This is a genomic window from Vibrio sp. S9_S30, assembly GCF_014694455.1.
GTDB lineage: Bacteria > Pseudomonadota > Gammaproteobacteria > Enterobacterales > Vibrionaceae > Vibrio.
In genome coordinates this window covers 1-15,030 of the sequence record NZ_JAAUWT010000024.1, presented here as the reverse complement: position 1 = coordinate 15,030, position 15,030 = coordinate 1, and the positions used below count along the sequence as shown (strand labels likewise).

Annotated in this window: 8 protein-coding genes and 1 pseudogene; 2 read left to right on the top strand and 7 right to left on the bottom strand. The window is 41.4% G+C overall.

Annotated features, from left to right (window positions below; translation table 11 throughout):
* Positions 1–68: 68 nt before the first annotated feature.
* From HC752_RS21065 to HC752_RS21055, 3 genes are all read right to left on the bottom strand, one after another.
* Positions 69–3,392: a S41 family peptidase gene (locus tag HC752_RS21065; RefSeq protein ID WP_190337175.1), complete on the bottom strand. Its 3,324-nt coding sequence runs from the start codon at positions 3,390–3,392 to the stop codon at positions 69–71.
* A 355-nt stretch (positions 3,393–3,747) separates the two neighbouring features.
* Positions 3,748–4,170, bottom strand: coding sequence for a hypothetical protein (locus HC752_RS24695; RefSeq protein WP_202987908.1), 423 nt, complete (start codon positions 4,168–4,170; stop codon positions 3,748–3,750).
* Between the two features lie 337 nt (positions 4,171–4,507).
* Positions 4,508–5,512 (bottom strand): hypothetical protein, encoded by a 1,005-nt coding sequence (locus HC752_RS21055; protein WP_190337174.1) that lies wholly within the window; start codon positions 5,510–5,512, stop codon positions 4,508–4,510.
* A gap of 835 nt (positions 5,513–6,347) precedes the next feature.
* On the opposite strand from HC752_RS21055, the gene HC752_RS21050 reads away from it, so the two are divergent.
* Both HC752_RS21050 and HC752_RS21045 read left to right on the top strand, forming a co-directional pair.
* On the top strand, positions 6,348–6,608 hold the full coding sequence (locus HC752_RS21050; protein ID WP_190337173.1) for a DUF5062 family protein: 261 nt from the start codon (positions 6,348–6,350) through the stop codon (positions 6,606–6,608).
* Between the two features lie 351 nt (positions 6,609–6,959).
* Complete coding sequence (locus HC752_RS21045; protein ID WP_190337172.1) at positions 6,960–8,315, top strand: CAP domain-containing protein; 1,356 nt, start codon at positions 6,960–6,962, stop codon at positions 8,313–8,315.
* Between the two features lie 582 nt (positions 8,316–8,897).
* Here HC752_RS21045 and HC752_RS21040 read toward each other — a convergent pair.
* The 4 genes and pseudogenes from HC752_RS21040 to HC752_RS21030 all read right to left on the bottom strand — a co-directional run bounded on the left by HC752_RS21040 (position 8,898) and on the right by HC752_RS21030 (position 14,607).
* A complete protein-coding gene (locus HC752_RS21040) occupies positions 8,898–10,982 on the bottom strand; it encodes a M66 family metalloprotease (protein WP_190337171.1) in 2,085 nt (694 codons plus the stop codon).
* 326 nt (positions 10,983–11,308) lie between these two features.
* Positions 11,309–11,410 (bottom strand): annotated as a pseudogene (locus tag HC752_RS24840) (alpha-amylase family glycosyl hydrolase); the annotation flags it as partial.
* A 342-nt stretch (positions 11,411–11,752) separates the two neighbouring features.
* On the bottom strand, positions 11,753–13,483 hold the full coding sequence (locus HC752_RS21035; RefSeq protein WP_190337170.1) for an ATP-binding protein: 1,731 nt from the start codon (positions 13,481–13,483) through the stop codon (positions 11,753–11,755).
* Positions 13,484–13,485: 2 nt separating this feature from the next.
* On the bottom strand, positions 13,486–14,607 hold the full coding sequence (locus HC752_RS21030; RefSeq protein ID WP_190337169.1) for a hypothetical protein: 1,122 nt from the start codon (positions 14,605–14,607) through the stop codon (positions 13,486–13,488).
* Positions 14,608–15,030: the final 423 nt, after the last annotated feature.

The window sequence follows — 15,030 nt, the reverse complement described above, 5'->3', positions numbered from 1 at the left end:
ATCCGTAGGCAGGCAGTGGTTGGGTGGAAAGGCGAGCTGTGAAGCTCGCCTATCCTTTTTGACTTTTTTTATTTTGTCTGAATCTGTTTCAGTGCGGTTGCAATTGCCGCATCAAGCTGACTATCGATGCCGCGCTCTACTTCTGAAGGTCGGTTGAATACCTGAACGTCTGGAATAAGTTCTAGGTTTTCATAGTAGCGACCATCCGCTGTTTTAACAGGCAAAAATGGGTAGGTGGAACTGATGTCTGGGTAGACTGGCGAACTTGCGGTATTAACAGCAGTTCCTGTCCCCGGAACGGGTTCACCCACAATAGGACCAACATTCATATCCTGATAGTACTGGCTGAACGCTGAAGCATCGGAATACGAAGCCGCATTCGCAAGAACGACCGACTGTTTTAACCAGCTACGGCGACCGGCATCTGAGGATGGTATGCCTTTTCTAGGCACAACGTCAGCAACCTTCTTAGCGGTAAGGAATTCAATGAGCGTGTTGGAAAGGTCACCGCCAGCATTAAATCGTACATCAATGATCAAGGCTTCGGTGTTGCGTAATCGCCCTAACGCCTCAGCGAAAAGATGTTCAAAGCTGCTTGAATTCATTTCTGGTATGTAGACATAGCCAACTTTACCGTCGCTTTTCTCCAGAACATAATTTCGGCGCTCCAGTTCCCAGCGCTTTGCTATGATCGAGTATTGTTCATTGAGGCTGATGGGGGTGATTTCTTGATGCCATTGGTGCTCTTCACCTCGTTGTAAGGTTACGGAAACAGGCATGTTTGTCTTATTATTCAACTCTTTGGAAAGGCTTGCTAAATTAGAGACTGGGTTACCATTAATTTCGATGACCTTATCTCCGGGTTTAAGTACGATGTCTTCAACATCTGCTGGGCCACTGGGTAATATCTCCCGGATAACCAGCCCTTGATGGTTGGGTGTTCCCTCCACAAACTCAGTGTTACCTGCAATGTTTTCCGCGAAGATTAGCCCAAGCGATGCCGTCTCGTCGTAGCGCATGCTGTACGCAGGACTCCCGAAAGCATGAGTATGAGAGGCATTGAGCTCTCCGTAGAGTTCACTGAGTACTTCCGCGAAGTCTCGGTTATTGTTGATGTGTGGCAGAAATTTTCTATAGCTCTTGCTGTAAAAATCCCAGTCCACATTGCCCATGTCGGGGCGATAGTATTGCTCCTTGGTTTGACGAACTATCTGATCAAATGCGGCAATTCGTCTTGGCTCTGCTTCAAATTCAACTGGCAGTTCAATGGTGTAATAGGTGGGGTTCCCAGAACTCGTATCCATTTTGATAATGTAGTATTCAGTGAGTAGATAAACGAAATCCTGATCTTCTGAAACGTATACTGCTTTCGCTTCTGGCTGGTCAGAAAATACCGAGCGAGTCTCCTGAGTTCGGATATTGTAGATAAATGCGTTAGTTCTATTCTCACCAGAAAAGTTAGGCTCGACATCCACGACCAATAAATGGTCACCCAGCAAGTGTGCCACCAACACTCCTTTTGAAAATGGCAAATGGAATGCTTTTCTGTATTCGGTGTTGTTTTCGTTGAAAGCGTAACTTGGTAGTGGTTCGCCTTCGTCTGGCCATTCAATATTATCTTTGAAGTCTTTCTTCGCTTTACTGTTGACAAACACACCACTTATTGTCATGTCAAGATCATCTCCCGAGACAGATTTCATACCGTATTTAGTGGTCGCCCAATAAAGGACTCGTCCATCGGCACTCCAATTAGGTGCCGCGTTAATAAATCCGCTTTGTGAAACATTCACGGAAGGTTTGCTGCCATCAGCTTTGACAACGTGGATCTGGTGGGAATACGGATTGGGGATGACTTGCACCGCCAGCTGAGAAGAGTCCGGTGACCAAGAGTAATGGATGCCAAATAATAAAAGACTTATCAGGTCGGGAGAGATAACTTCTATTCCCAGATCGACTGATTTATCCTCATCCAGCGTCGTCTCCTTGACTTGTTCACTAGAGGGCTCTTCTTCGCTTTTGTTTAAGGTAAGGACGTGAAGGGCTCGTCCATCTACCACAAAAGCGAGTTTGTTTCCGTCTGGGGAATACTTGGGGAATGTGATGTCGTGGTCATCCGATACCAGCAGTGGTACTTCTGTTCTAGTAATGGCATCAGACAAACGCTCTTCTTGCGTAACAGAATAAGTCGTGTACAAACCCCATCTTCCATTTCGTAACGCACTGTAGACTGCGCCGTAACCGTCTGGAGTGAAATTAACGTGTTTCTCTTCTTCAATAGTTTTGGTCAGCGCTTTAACAGCCGATGTATCACTGTTATAGGCATAGACATCACCATACGAATTTAGAAGTATTTCGCTTTGATCCGATTCCGAAGTGGCAAACCCCGTCGTTGTGCTGGCATACAGTAATTGGCTTTCCATTGGCGAAAAATCATGGATGCTAATGTTTATCTTACGTGCCTCGGATTCTTCCTTTTTGAGGGTGTATATTTCACCATGATAAGAAAACGCGAGGTTATCACGGTCATCAACCGTTAGATGACGAACCGGATGCGTATCGAAATGCGTAATTTGGGTTTTTTCAGCGGTGGCTAAGTGATATAGCCAAACGTTGAAATTGCCGTCGGCTTCACTCAGATAATAGAAACCTGTTTGGTCACTGTTCCATATTGGGTGTTGAGCTGCCACTCTGTTTTCTGTGAGCTGTTGGTGTTTTCCTGTTGCTCGATCATAAAGCCAAACGTTTGGCACAGAAAAAGAGCGCTGATGCTTACGAAATGGTTGATCTTTGTGAGGAGAGTTATAAATCAACTTGCTTTCATCTTTATTCCAAACGGCATGTTTGGCCGGTACCGCAAGGGTTGCCGAGGCATTTTGAGACTCCAGCTCAACACGGTATAGGTGGTTCCCCAACGGACTCAGTGACCACTCAGGCAAGCTGTAAAAATCCTGTTCCTTACTGGATATACGGGTTGTACTGAAAAGCAGCGCTTCACCATTCTCTGTAAACGAAGTGGGAATGTCCGGTCCAGAATGGTAAGTGTGACGAATCATCTTTCCGCTTTTGAGAGAGACGGTAAAGACGTCATCGTCACCATAAGGGTTGGCGGCAAATGCCAAGGTTTGATTGTCTGGTCCCCACACTAAACTGTGAGGATAGAAATCACCGTTTGTAATAGCGCGGGCTGCACCCCCTTCACTGGGCACCAAAAAGATTTTACTTTTGTAGGTAAAGGCCAGTTGCTTGCCATCCGGTGATAATGCTGTGTGTCTTAACCATAGTGGTGCATCTGATTGAGCAGTGTCGGCTGACACAGTTTGCATCGCGTGAGCAGGCGAATAAGCGCCAGAAATTAAAGCAACAAGAAGCACAAAGTGCCGAGATTGACCCATATCGGTTCCTTCTGTTTACAGAATGAATAGTTATCAAGATATGGATAGTTATTGTTTATTCTGGGTGATTGGTCAACCTTATAAGCGCGTTTATTTACGGAGTTCGCATGAGCATCACTGTTGCATTAAGTCTAGAGAACAAGCAAAAACAACAACCCGCGCAACTAGGGCTGTTTTGTTAAAAAAACAGTAAAAGAAATAAGTATAAAGAAACAAAGACAGGCAATTTAAGAAACTATTGAGTGAGAGCTATTGAGTGAGTGTACCCTAATTTTATTTTTGAACTCTTTTGGTCGTGTTAATAATGAAATACCGCCCCAAAAGGACGGTATTGGCGGCGGAACGAGTTTAGCTATTACTTCTTTTCGAACCAATAACTGTCCATTTTTGGTATCCACTTTCCATTGTCATCTTTAGGTAAAACCCCAGCCCATAAAAGGTTCAACTGTCTATTAAACGTACCAATGGAATGACCTCCTTGTGCACCTTCAAAAGATAAGACCATCGGACCTTGATTTTTAACGCCAGCTTGACCTTCATGGCAATATATTTTCGCGATGCTCTCGACTCCTGGAGATAACGAATATCTCATAGTTAGTGTAGTGCAGTCAGATCCGCAAGCCTCTGATTGGGGATCCGTAACATGCATTTCTAACTTGGAAGCGTCCGTTGCAACCCATCGACCTTCGATGTGAGAACAATCGATATCCTCCAGCTCCGTCGCGTATACATTGGTGGCAAAAACAATGCCCAATGCAGCGAATAAACATTTATTCATATAAAACCTCACATTCATATAAAACCTCACAATTTCAATAATTATTCGCAGTTAATATGCCACATTGGAGCATAAGGTGCTATGTAACATTTTCGAAAAGATCGATCATTTTACAAAACATATGCATTCATGAGCCAGATAGGATGACTATTTGAAATGAGGTGGACGTGAGACCAGATCACGTGTCCCAGAAGAAAATCGTTATCGATCAGAACATGCAGATTGGTTTTCTTAAGTAAGGCGTTATTGAGTATTTCCCTTTACCTCGTTGCAGCTCGGCATTCCTGCATATTATTGCGATCAGATAACACAGACTCAGTCTAGGTGTAAGTGATGGCTACTCTTTAGAGACGTTTTTAATTCTGCTGCTGACTAAATCATTGACCAAATTTGTACTATACCGATGGGCTTCCAATAATATGCCCATATTTTTACCTCTAATTTTTATCAGAACAGCGTATATTATGGCCGTTAAAAGCATAAATGGAGATAAGTATTTGAATGAAAGTATATCACTGATAATTGCAGCTGATTTCACGACGCCAGGATCGAACCATTCTTTACCGTGTATTAATGCGGCACAAATAATGGCAAGGACAAAAGTATATTCAACAACCATTGACAACTTATTAAATCTAATTTTCTTTTCTAATCTTACAATTTTTTGTCTTTCTTTCAAAAGTGACTTGTCAAACCTGGATATATTTTCTTCATACGCACTAATGACAGAAGAAATAGAGAGTCTCTCACGTTTTCCAAAGCCATTAACATATCTATCAATGGATTTCTTCTTATCCTTCCATACAAAATACCCACCATATTTTTGTACTTTCAACATGTCTTCTGTACTAAGAAGATGTCGTCCAAATCTGCTAAATATTGCTATTGGAAAATCAACGTCAATGTCAGACGAACAAATTAAATACTCAATTTCTTCTAACCCTGTAGGGTGGCATTTTCTTTTTAGGACTCTTCGAGCATATTGTCGAGTGGCTTGTAGATCTAATAGTGCTAGCTCAACATCACACTTTGTATCATCCAGCTCTTTATGAACAATGAGATCTTCATAACACGCGTCAGATTCGGAGTTAGAAAACAAATCGAATAATAGGATATCGGGTTTTCTCTTTTTAAGACCTTTTAGAAGCTTCTCTCTATCATTGAAAAGATGAGTTTCAAATCCATTCTCAAAATCAACGTGGACATCTTTCTTCAAGACAGGGTAGTTTTGCCACGAAAAACACCGTCGACACCAATTCTTAAAACGTTTAGCGTAACTTGCCTTATTCTTATTCGATGCTTCCCTGTCGTAATCAAAATCAAGAAGGTAAACTAGAGTCATGAAATTCCTTATATTTTGAGTCATTAAAAAACTTGAGAATACATGGATTCTCTGTAACGAATACTTGCTACACTGATGAGATATCCATCAATATTGAAGATGTCATGTCTACTTTTCTCATGTAAATGGTATCGATTTAGCCAAAAATCACTTTATTATCCATGCCGTTAACTCTGTCAGAAAAGCCATTATTCAAAAATCCGTTATCCTCTCTAACCTGCTGACTACGTATCGCTGGCGTACAAGCCTTCGTTACGTCTATACAAAGGCGGTAATACTTCCCAAGTTCCGCCAAAATTTTCATAAAGAAAACAAAACAATACTCTTATTTTGATTGTTCTACTTCCAAACTATCAAGCTGATATCACAGCAACAATATCGCTCGTCTGCATTTTGTAAATGACTCGCAAAATAACGTAACTTATTGATGGGTTGTTAAATGCTTCAGTGACGTGGGTTTGAATTGACGATTTTTTTAACTAACTTGTCTTCACATAGGTATCTGGGGCAATTCTGCTGAGTTATTGAGGGAATTCTTGGTGTTTTTTAACGTTTTCTGTCTCTTTACTCTTCATATCTCCTTAACTCTCTGTATCTCTTTAATTCTCAGTATCTCTATTAACTCTCAATATCTCTATTAACTCGAAGTGTTTCTTTAACTCTTTGAGTGAAATATGCGAGACTCACTACTTAATGTAGAAGATGATCAATTATGGTTACTTTTCATTCAGTTGCTTGGGGATGTGGCGTAATCTTGTCAATATGAGAACTTACTAACACGCCGTTTGTAACACTTAAGGTATTCTTAGTTCAAGCGAAGAAGAGGATTCTATCAATGGCAAAAAGCGCTAAGCTTCATAATGAAGATAAACTGGTTAAAAAGGCACTTGAGATTGCTGGCAAGATGGCAAAGATGCAAGGCTTTGACCTTCCTCAGTCACCGCAACCCCTCAGAGTAAAAGCGATTTACCTATTTTTGGTCGATGCCAAACAGATCACCCCATTACCCGACAGCAAGCTTGACGGCGCAAACATCAAACACAGGCTGGCACTTTGGATTCATAATGCGTTGCCAGACAACGACCCTCTAAAATAAAAATCATGCTCAAACAATCACAAGGCGAATCGAATGGTTCGCCTTGTTTGATCTTGACGTTTGTTGTTTATGGCGTGTGTGCTATTTGAATTACGAAATGGGCAAGCGACATCTTTGTGGATTTAGGCGCAACTCGCTGTCATTGAAGGGTTTCGTATTTTCTTAGAGTGAGTGTCCTTGTGATTCATTTTATCGAGTCAATTTAAACACCCACTATTTCGCCATTCATACCTTCCTCATTGTAAGTTAAGTGTCAGTATTTTGTTTTCTGACATTTACCTGAAATTTAAGCCTGTTTTTTAAGGCAATATCCCGCTCCTAAAGAATTATATATGGTTTAGGAGTGAACAAATGAGGCGACAAAATTTATCAGCAACAGTGCTAATTGCACTGACAATTTCAGGATGTGGTGGAGAAAATCCATCGGGAGAGGGCAGCATAGATGCCAAGGCCAGTCATTCGGATATACCCAGTATTCCAAGTAGTTCGCGTATTTCCAGAAGTTCATCAACCATCATTTCCCAACAGCCAGATAGTAAGGCGCTCAAGAGTGGTGTGATCTTTGCTATTGAAGGGCTTGTCGAAAGAGATGGGGTTGTAGAAAACTATTTATCTATTCCTATTAAAGCCAACCTTCCTGCATTTAATGGTGGAGATACTCAAAAGGTTGATATAACCATCCCCACGCCAACAATCATCATCGATAACGACAGCAGATTAGTTCAAGACTGGCATTGTTACGAAGCCGTTGGATTAACTGCACAACGGAAAGACCATCAGCTACTTGTTGATGGAACTCTTTCTGAATATCGATACGATATGAGAACTAACCGCTGCACTAACGAGAATTTAGGAACGTATGTATTTAACCATGCTGTATTCGATAGCTCTTTAGCGTTGGCTACCGCTGGAAGTGTGGTGACGAGAGATAAGAGCGGAGTCGAGACGAATGTACCCACTTACCACTTTATAGCAATGGCTTATCGTCATCAGTCAATAGAACGGTTTGGCAATGCATGGGAATTGATGCAACGAAACTATATTGATGCGGCCGCAAAAGAGGTTGGCGCTTCCATCTTTGCGTTGGATGCTTCATCTGGAAACATTCGTTTGGATTTAAGCCAGCTGAATGATGACACAATCATCGACTTTGCAACACTGGATAAAGACCAAATACTGAATGGTTCGATTTGGGGCATGCCGGGTCAAGGTGTCGCAGACGAAAAATGGTGTCGAATTGTGAACATTCCGGATGATTTGAGTCAGGACAGTATTAAGTATCAATCGGTAATTTCGACCAATTGCGCAAGGTCGACAGAGCGCTACTGTGATTCATATGGTTCGTTATTTTCTAGTGGAACATTCCCACCGGCTCCCCCCGTCGCTTGGGACGACAACACTGCCAGCAATGCACAATTGAACTCAGACGTGCAGTACCAAAGAGAGGCTCAAGGTCATTTCATTATGAATAGCATGGGTCAAAATGCATACGTTTTATCTTCGAACACAGCCATTATCCCTGTATTTGGACACAGAAATACGAGAAGTGATGGCAAGGTTAACAATGCGGGCCAAAACAGCTGGGCGGGTCATGCGGGGCACTGTCAGAACGTGATGAGGAGTAGGCACACCAAAATGGGTATTGGGTACAAACCCAGTAAATCAAATTCGGAAAATATGTCTTATTGGACTCAAGATTTTAACTAAGCTCGCTTGAGACAGCGGAGAAAAAAGCAAGCAGAAAAACAAAGACAGGCAATGTAAGAAATACTCACAACGATGTTCAACGCTCCATCTTTACATCGATACCTGTTTCACGTTTTTCGAGTGACTCGGTGAGTTTTTGGTGTTTACGCTTTTATTCGATTACTTTTCGTATTTTTTCAGGTAAACGAAGCTGTCAAAGTCTGCTGTGAATGAGGATTGGTGTGTGGAAGGGCTGGGGTAGTTCTTGCGATTATCTATCGGGGAGTCGAAAGCCCGACACACGCCTTCGTTTTAGCGCTGGCAGAGCATGTTTTATCGATTGTTCTTTACCCATCACATTCCCCTTTTCCAGTTGAGTGCAGGCGTTTAACCACGTTTCATGGCTAATGCCCAATCGATTAATTCTAGGTAATTCATTAACCTAAAGAGGGGAGAGAATTATTTTTCTTTTAACTGTTTTCTTAGAGTGAGTGTCCTCGTTATTTCGTTATTCTATGAAATGAAGTGAAATAAAACGAGAGTAAGGAATGGGAGGTCAAATGACCGATGCCTTCCTCACTCTCTGGCATAAACGAATTATGATTACAGATCTGAGGTAATGTGGGTATTAAGGGGTTGTGTTGGAGCACTGATGTCCAGTGATGCCAACAAATGTCCGTTGCAGTACACTTCCGCTGAGTATGGTGATAACGCCTGCTCTACATTGACATGGAACTTGTTCATGGAATTCGCGTCCAGTCTCCTCGCATAAAGGTTGAACGTTTTGGTGCCGCTATCTTTGGTATGGACGTTCAACTGACAAGAAGATGACGCAAAGTTATCCTGGTAAACGGCTCCGAACGAGCCATGGAGCGCTGGGTATATGTGACCGTTCAGTACCTCGTCCGGATCATAGTAACCTACGATTGTGGTGACGGGGACTCCTTGTTTATACGGGACTTGAGCTTTGGTGGCGGAGCTCACTTGCATCAAATCGTCTTTAATCTTGTTAGTCCATGGTTGCATCGTTTTTGTCTTCGCATCCCACTTTCTGAATCCACTAGGTGAATCTGGAGAGAACACGGCTTTGCTTTCAAAAAACGCCTGAATTTTATTGAGTTCATAAGGCGTGTGGAGTGTGTAACGATTGTAATGGACATACAAAGGTCCGCCACCTGACATAGCCCCCGACCCAAATCGATGACCTAAAAATGGCGCCGCACACTCGTCTTGATAGCATTTGTTCTGATGCGTCACTGCCTTTTCTATATTGGGTAAAAAATGGTTCAGATCGGCATCCCATCCCCACGTTGAGTTGCGGTATTCGGCTGACTGATTGATGGCTCCTGAGAACCCTCCAGGGAAGTGCCTCAGATCGAAGTTATGCCCAAATTCATGACTTAACTCATTGCCTTCTGAGTTTTTGAGAGAGACTATTCCGTCTCGTGCCGACATACCATGTAACTGGACACCATTGGCGTAACGCCCTATTGCGTTGTGGGCGGTGATCTGTGCAGCAGAATAAGGGTGCCATAAAAAACTGGTGCCTCCCGAGGAACTGATGCCATAGTTGGCGTTGTTTATACCGTAGGAAACGAGACCTTGTGCGATCTGCTGACGCATGGTGCCTTTGTGTATCCCGCCTTGACTCGGATCAAAATCCGTCAGTCTTTCCCCATTGGGCAATACAATTTCTGTAAAGTGCTGCGGCTCATAGACAGAGACGGTTAAACGTTGGATGGGTAGCTGTTGGTAGTACTCCCGATGTAACTCTGAATCGGACTGAAAGGTAAACTGGTTGCGAGGCGGTGTCAGTAGCCCAAGGTCGATCGTATGAATGAGTAACTCGTTTGGCGCGCCAATGTGCAAATTGACGACATCACCCACGTGCTGACCATCGCTGAAATGCAGTGTCAGCCCAGGTTGTATGATTTGAGCGGGCAGGGCAATGGAATACGTATTCGCACTGTACTTTATCCGGTTAAATTCGGCGTCCACGTCTGCGTACCAAGTGCCATTTGCGTTTTTTAAGGTGAGCGTATCGCCGTAAGTGAGTTTACGTACATTATTCGTGTAATGAATGCTAGAGATATACCCCGCATTTGATGAGAAAGTGATCCGTTTTCCATGGTATTGCTCCCCACTAGGAAGGTGGAAATGTTGCGTCCAATGCCCATTGCGGGTTTTAATTAGAATTGTGTTGTTGGTTGAGAGGAGTCCTGCAAAATATTCCCCTTTTGGATCGTTCGCAAAATTTGCGAGGGTGGTGCCGTCTGAAATCGTTTTTTCATATTGAGAAGGGCGCTCAATATGCTCCTTGAATAGCGTCTGACCGGCAATAAGAGGCAGATTATCGGGTGACTCCATTTGCCCTTGGTAGACGGTTTCCCCTGCGGCGTTTTTGACCGATACATGGACTTCTCCGCCTACAGGTATTGGGGTCTTGGGTTGAAACAAGACCATTGTCCTTCGGTGCGAGGTTAAATGAGGAGTTACATCATCCACCACACCGTGGTGCGAAGGCATAATGACATTTTGCGCCAGCCAGACCGAAGCTGGGAGGTTGCCCTGTGTGTCTGATTCGAAATTGTTTTGATTGAAGTATTGAAAATTTGAGCTAATTTCTAAACTTTGAGCGGGATAGGATATTGCCATGAAAATCGCTGTAAATAGTACGGTATTTTTCATTATTATTATTCTCTTTTAATGATGATGAGAGATGAATTGAGCTAATAATAAAAGTGGGTTTTCATTGTGAACAAAGTTTGCTGCTTCAAAATGAGAGCTGCGTTCATAGAAATTTTCTGGATTTGGCTTTGTCCAAGTTTTGTTATTCACAAAAATCTGTTTTGCCCAAACTAATAACAAGAAAAACAAGGACAGGCAATTTAGGAAAGAGTCACAACGATGTTCAACGCTCCATATTTACATCGATATCTGTTTCAAGTTACTCGGCGAGTTTTTGGTGATTACACACTCGTTCAATTACTTTTCGCATTTTTCAAGTAAACGAAGTGGTCAAAGCATTGGTTTGGCTGCGAATCGTAACCGCATAAGAATGAACGCCGAACACAGCATGAAGCACAGTGGTAATAGGGTGCTGCTTCTAGGCAGATTAACTGAGCGCGGGCTTTGGTTCTCTATTTAGAAAGAAGAGAATCCACCATACGCTAAAGCCAAAGAGCGCAAAATGGGAAAGTGCAACCTTGGTGGAATTAGGTGCAGCTCACTGTAATTGAAAGGGGGGCTTAGAGTGAGTGTCCCTTTGAATTCTGAGTGTCCCTTTGAATTCTGAGAAGGCCAGCTTTGTGTTTGATGATTGGATTGCTAGTATGAAGCATGAGAGTTACCTCTTATTGTCTTTGATTAGTGATTAAGCACCTTTAATCAAAGTGGGTAACTCTCTTCTTTTCAAATTGAAGTGTCAGATCTAGTCGGAACTAATACAGCTAAGTATCTCAACTTAAAATATCCATAGTTTCATTGATATACTGGTCGCATTCCCCTCGGTATTCCGCAAGAAATGATCTTTGCTTAGTATTCTCTCCGATACAAATCAGGTTCGCGTTACCCTCAAAATGTTTCATGTTGTATGACTTAGCAGAATGTGCATTACTTTTTGAGTCGGCTATTGAAAAAATGAACTGTTGATCTGATGGCGTATGACTTTTGATAAAATGAAGAATTTCATCCTTGCTTTCATCCTCGAAATCACCTTCAAATATGGCATCAAGTACGAACGGCAACACATGTACATACTCAGTTTTTTTGATCGTCTCTACAAAGGTGAAATTGTAAGCCAGAAGAGTCTTCAACAATTCAACGCCTTGTCTTGGAAATGCAGGTATATCATAGAGTAAGTAGAACCTATCGTTTTCGAAAGGTTTCACGTGCAATTCAGACACATACTTTTCAAAAGTAGATTTGAATGAATAACTTGCATTTCTTCTTTCTTTCTTAACGGCTTCATCGGTTCTGAATTTGCTAAGTTCTTCTTCAATAGACAGTATTCTTGATGTTATTTCACCAAGCTTACTATTGAGCTCTCCTGATACCTCTACGTTGACTTTATTTTTTAACCATGAGTCTAAGGTTACATCGTCAACCTTATACTCTAAGAGTTCATAATAATCCTGTTCAACAACCTGGCGTTTCTCGTCAATGTCATTGATTATTGAGTTCAATTTTCCTTGAGAAGATTTGAGTGCTTTAATGTTCTTGTTTAACTCTTTTATTTGCGTTTCAGTATCATTCTTGTCTTGGAGAAAATTATAAGTGTCTTCTATTGAATGAGATAGTGTGTGCGAGCACGTAGGGCACTTTTCAGCGGCCAGAACATTTGTCTTCAGGTTACGCCTAACCCTAAGCAGAGTTTTTCTACTTTCCTCTAGTAGCGTTATCTTGTTGCATATGGACAAGTATTCTTTTTCTAGCCTAATCAGCTCAGATTTATTCTCTTTATATGGCTCAATGTATTCGTTAGTTTTAGCTGTAAATGCTTCATCCTTCATTTTAGCTAATTTGAACTTCTTGTTGTTTTGCTCGATCTTGTGAAGAAGCCTATATTCAGCTTCTAGTTCTTTCTTTTCCCGATCGAGGCGAGTTTTTTCAAGGCGGTCGTAATTATTTGTAATACCTAGAAAGTAGTCAAAAAAGTCGTTCTTAAAGTTCTTAACAAAGTCCAAGCCTCGGAATGATTTGTGGCGATAAACCCAGCCAACGTCTTGTGCTATGTAGTAAGGCAAAAACATCGCTTCTAGCGATGCTGGTTTATATTCATTGTCATACTCTAATTGTAGGGTAAAGCCCAATAGCTCAGACAAAAACACTTTCAGCTTAACATGTTCTCGCGAGTTATTACCGCCAATACCTATGAACTTAATTGGTGGTTGTTCCCCAACTTTAATAGAAACGATCTCATCATCTCGAACTATCGAAACATTGGTAGGCGCAGGGTTGTGAATAGTTAGATCTAGTCTAAATATCACGTTCTCTGTCAGCAAATCGGCAAGTTTCCTTTTTTCATCATTGATTCCAAAGGTATAGTGCAGTGCCTGAATAAATGTACTTTTACCAGACGTATTCTTACCATGAACAATATTAATTCCCTTAGAGAAGGTAGAATCGAAATATTTTTCTGCCTTGCTGCTATATGCAAAGAATTTATTATACTCTACTGAAATTCCCATTTTTAATCGTCCATTTTATTTATAGATTCAAAGTAAGCTGCATACATGGTGGCCTTTAAAGTTTGCTCGTCCAAGTTGGAGTTATGCTTTCGATTGAACAAATCTACTAGTTCTTCTATACAGTCATCTTCATTGAATCCACTACACTTACGATAATTAGATTTCACAAATCCTAGGATCTTCTGATGTTCTGCTTCATCTTTGCTCTTAAATAGGTCAAATGCTAGGCTGAACTTCATTTCAAATGAGTCTCGCTCAAATGGTTTAACTCCTAGTTTTTGGCTAATATCTCTACTATGGTCTCGCCAAAACTGGAATGCTTTTGATTTGGTGGTTATGATTTCGATGGCATTGTTGATATCTTGACTGTGTACTTGTTTTGACTTATCTGACAGCCTAGCCACACTCTTCTGGTTGTATGTTAATTCAACATCTTTGAACAGCCTAAAGATCGAATCCAGTGCAGCCTTAGAGTCACTTATTTTCCTATCAAAGATATCTTCGAGTTTGGTTCTTAACTGATTTTCTTGTTCTTTATTTGTTCGATTGAAGTCGATGTACAAGAATTTTAAATTGTTTAGTTCTTCATACAAATTTTCACTGTTGTATGAGTCATGCGTTGTAAGTTTTGTGGTTAGAGCATTTTGTATTATAGGATCTAATTCTGAGTAGATTACTTCTGAGTCTGCTTCACTTACGATTTGGCTGTAGGTTTTGGTTGTCTGCTTTCTATCAGCGCCACATTTTACTTTCGTCGTTAATTTCATACTAGAGTTAGAAGAAAAGTAAAGGTCGTGACTATAGTTGCTGCACTTAGGGTGGGGGTCTGCTATTAGTGTTTTCCCTACCTTAAGTATTTTTACTATTATCTCGGCAAGTTCAGCATCAATAGACCAATTGCCAACGGACTTCTTTTTCGATTGATATGTCTCTACTTTGACAGCCTGACCGTGATCGTCTAGATGACAGAATAATATATCTTCTAAATGTTCTAGGGATAGAAAGTACTTTGAGCCATCAAATTTACTATCGTAGTTGTCCAGTATTAAGAAAAGAGCCATATTCCGCTGTAAGGCAAAGCCCTGCTGTGCAGTAACACCTGCATTTACACTTTGATCGACCAACACCACTTCCTTGAATATAGTTTGTTCTAGTTACCTAGTAATAAATAGTAACGGATTCACTAATTACATGAAAAATATGCTATTTAATAGCCTAATTAGTTGATTCTTAACAACTGAGTTTGTTTTTTATACAACAGTAGAAGATTTCCAATATTATATCAGTCTCATATTTGATAGGCTATTGATAATATTTGATTTCTGAGAGTCGGCGCTTCTTGGGAGGGAGGTTTATGAAGAGCCTTATTATATGGTCCGAATCCAGTTAACTTTTTACAGAAACCGAGGTTGGTTTCTTGATCGTAAGCGTCCCATGAACTCACGGGGCGACATAACTAATGCTTGAAGTTCCATGGCAGCAGTGCATCGATATCAGGCTCAGCTTTCGCCAACTCCTTCATGCACTTGATCATGTAGTCGTAGAGG

Excerpts from the sequence above, each read along its gene's own strand:
- HC752_RS21065 (WP_190337175.1), bottom strand. The coding sequence starts at position 3,392 with ATGGGTCAATCTCGGCACTTTGTGCTTCTTGTTGCTTTAATTTCTGGC.
- HC752_RS24695 (WP_202987908.1), bottom strand. The coding sequence starts at position 4,170 with ATGAATAAATGTTTATTCGCTGCATTGGGCATTGTTTTTGCCACCAAT.
- HC752_RS21055 (WP_190337174.1), bottom strand. The coding sequence starts at position 5,512 with ATGACTCTAGTTTACCTTCTTGATTTTGATTACGACAGGGAAGCATCG.
- HC752_RS21050 (WP_190337173.1), top strand. The coding sequence starts at position 6,348 with ATGGCAAAAAGCGCTAAGCTTCATAATGAAGATAAACTGGTTAAAAAG.
- HC752_RS21045 (WP_190337172.1), top strand. The coding sequence starts at position 6,960 with ATGAGGCGACAAAATTTATCAGCAACAGTGCTAATTGCACTGACAATT.
- HC752_RS21040 (WP_190337171.1), bottom strand. The coding sequence starts at position 10,982 with ATGAAAAATACCGTACTATTTACAGCGATTTTCATGGCAATATCCTAT.
- HC752_RS21035 (WP_190337170.1), bottom strand. The coding sequence starts at position 13,483 with ATGGGAATTTCAGTAGAGTATAATAAATTCTTTGCATATAGCAGCAAG.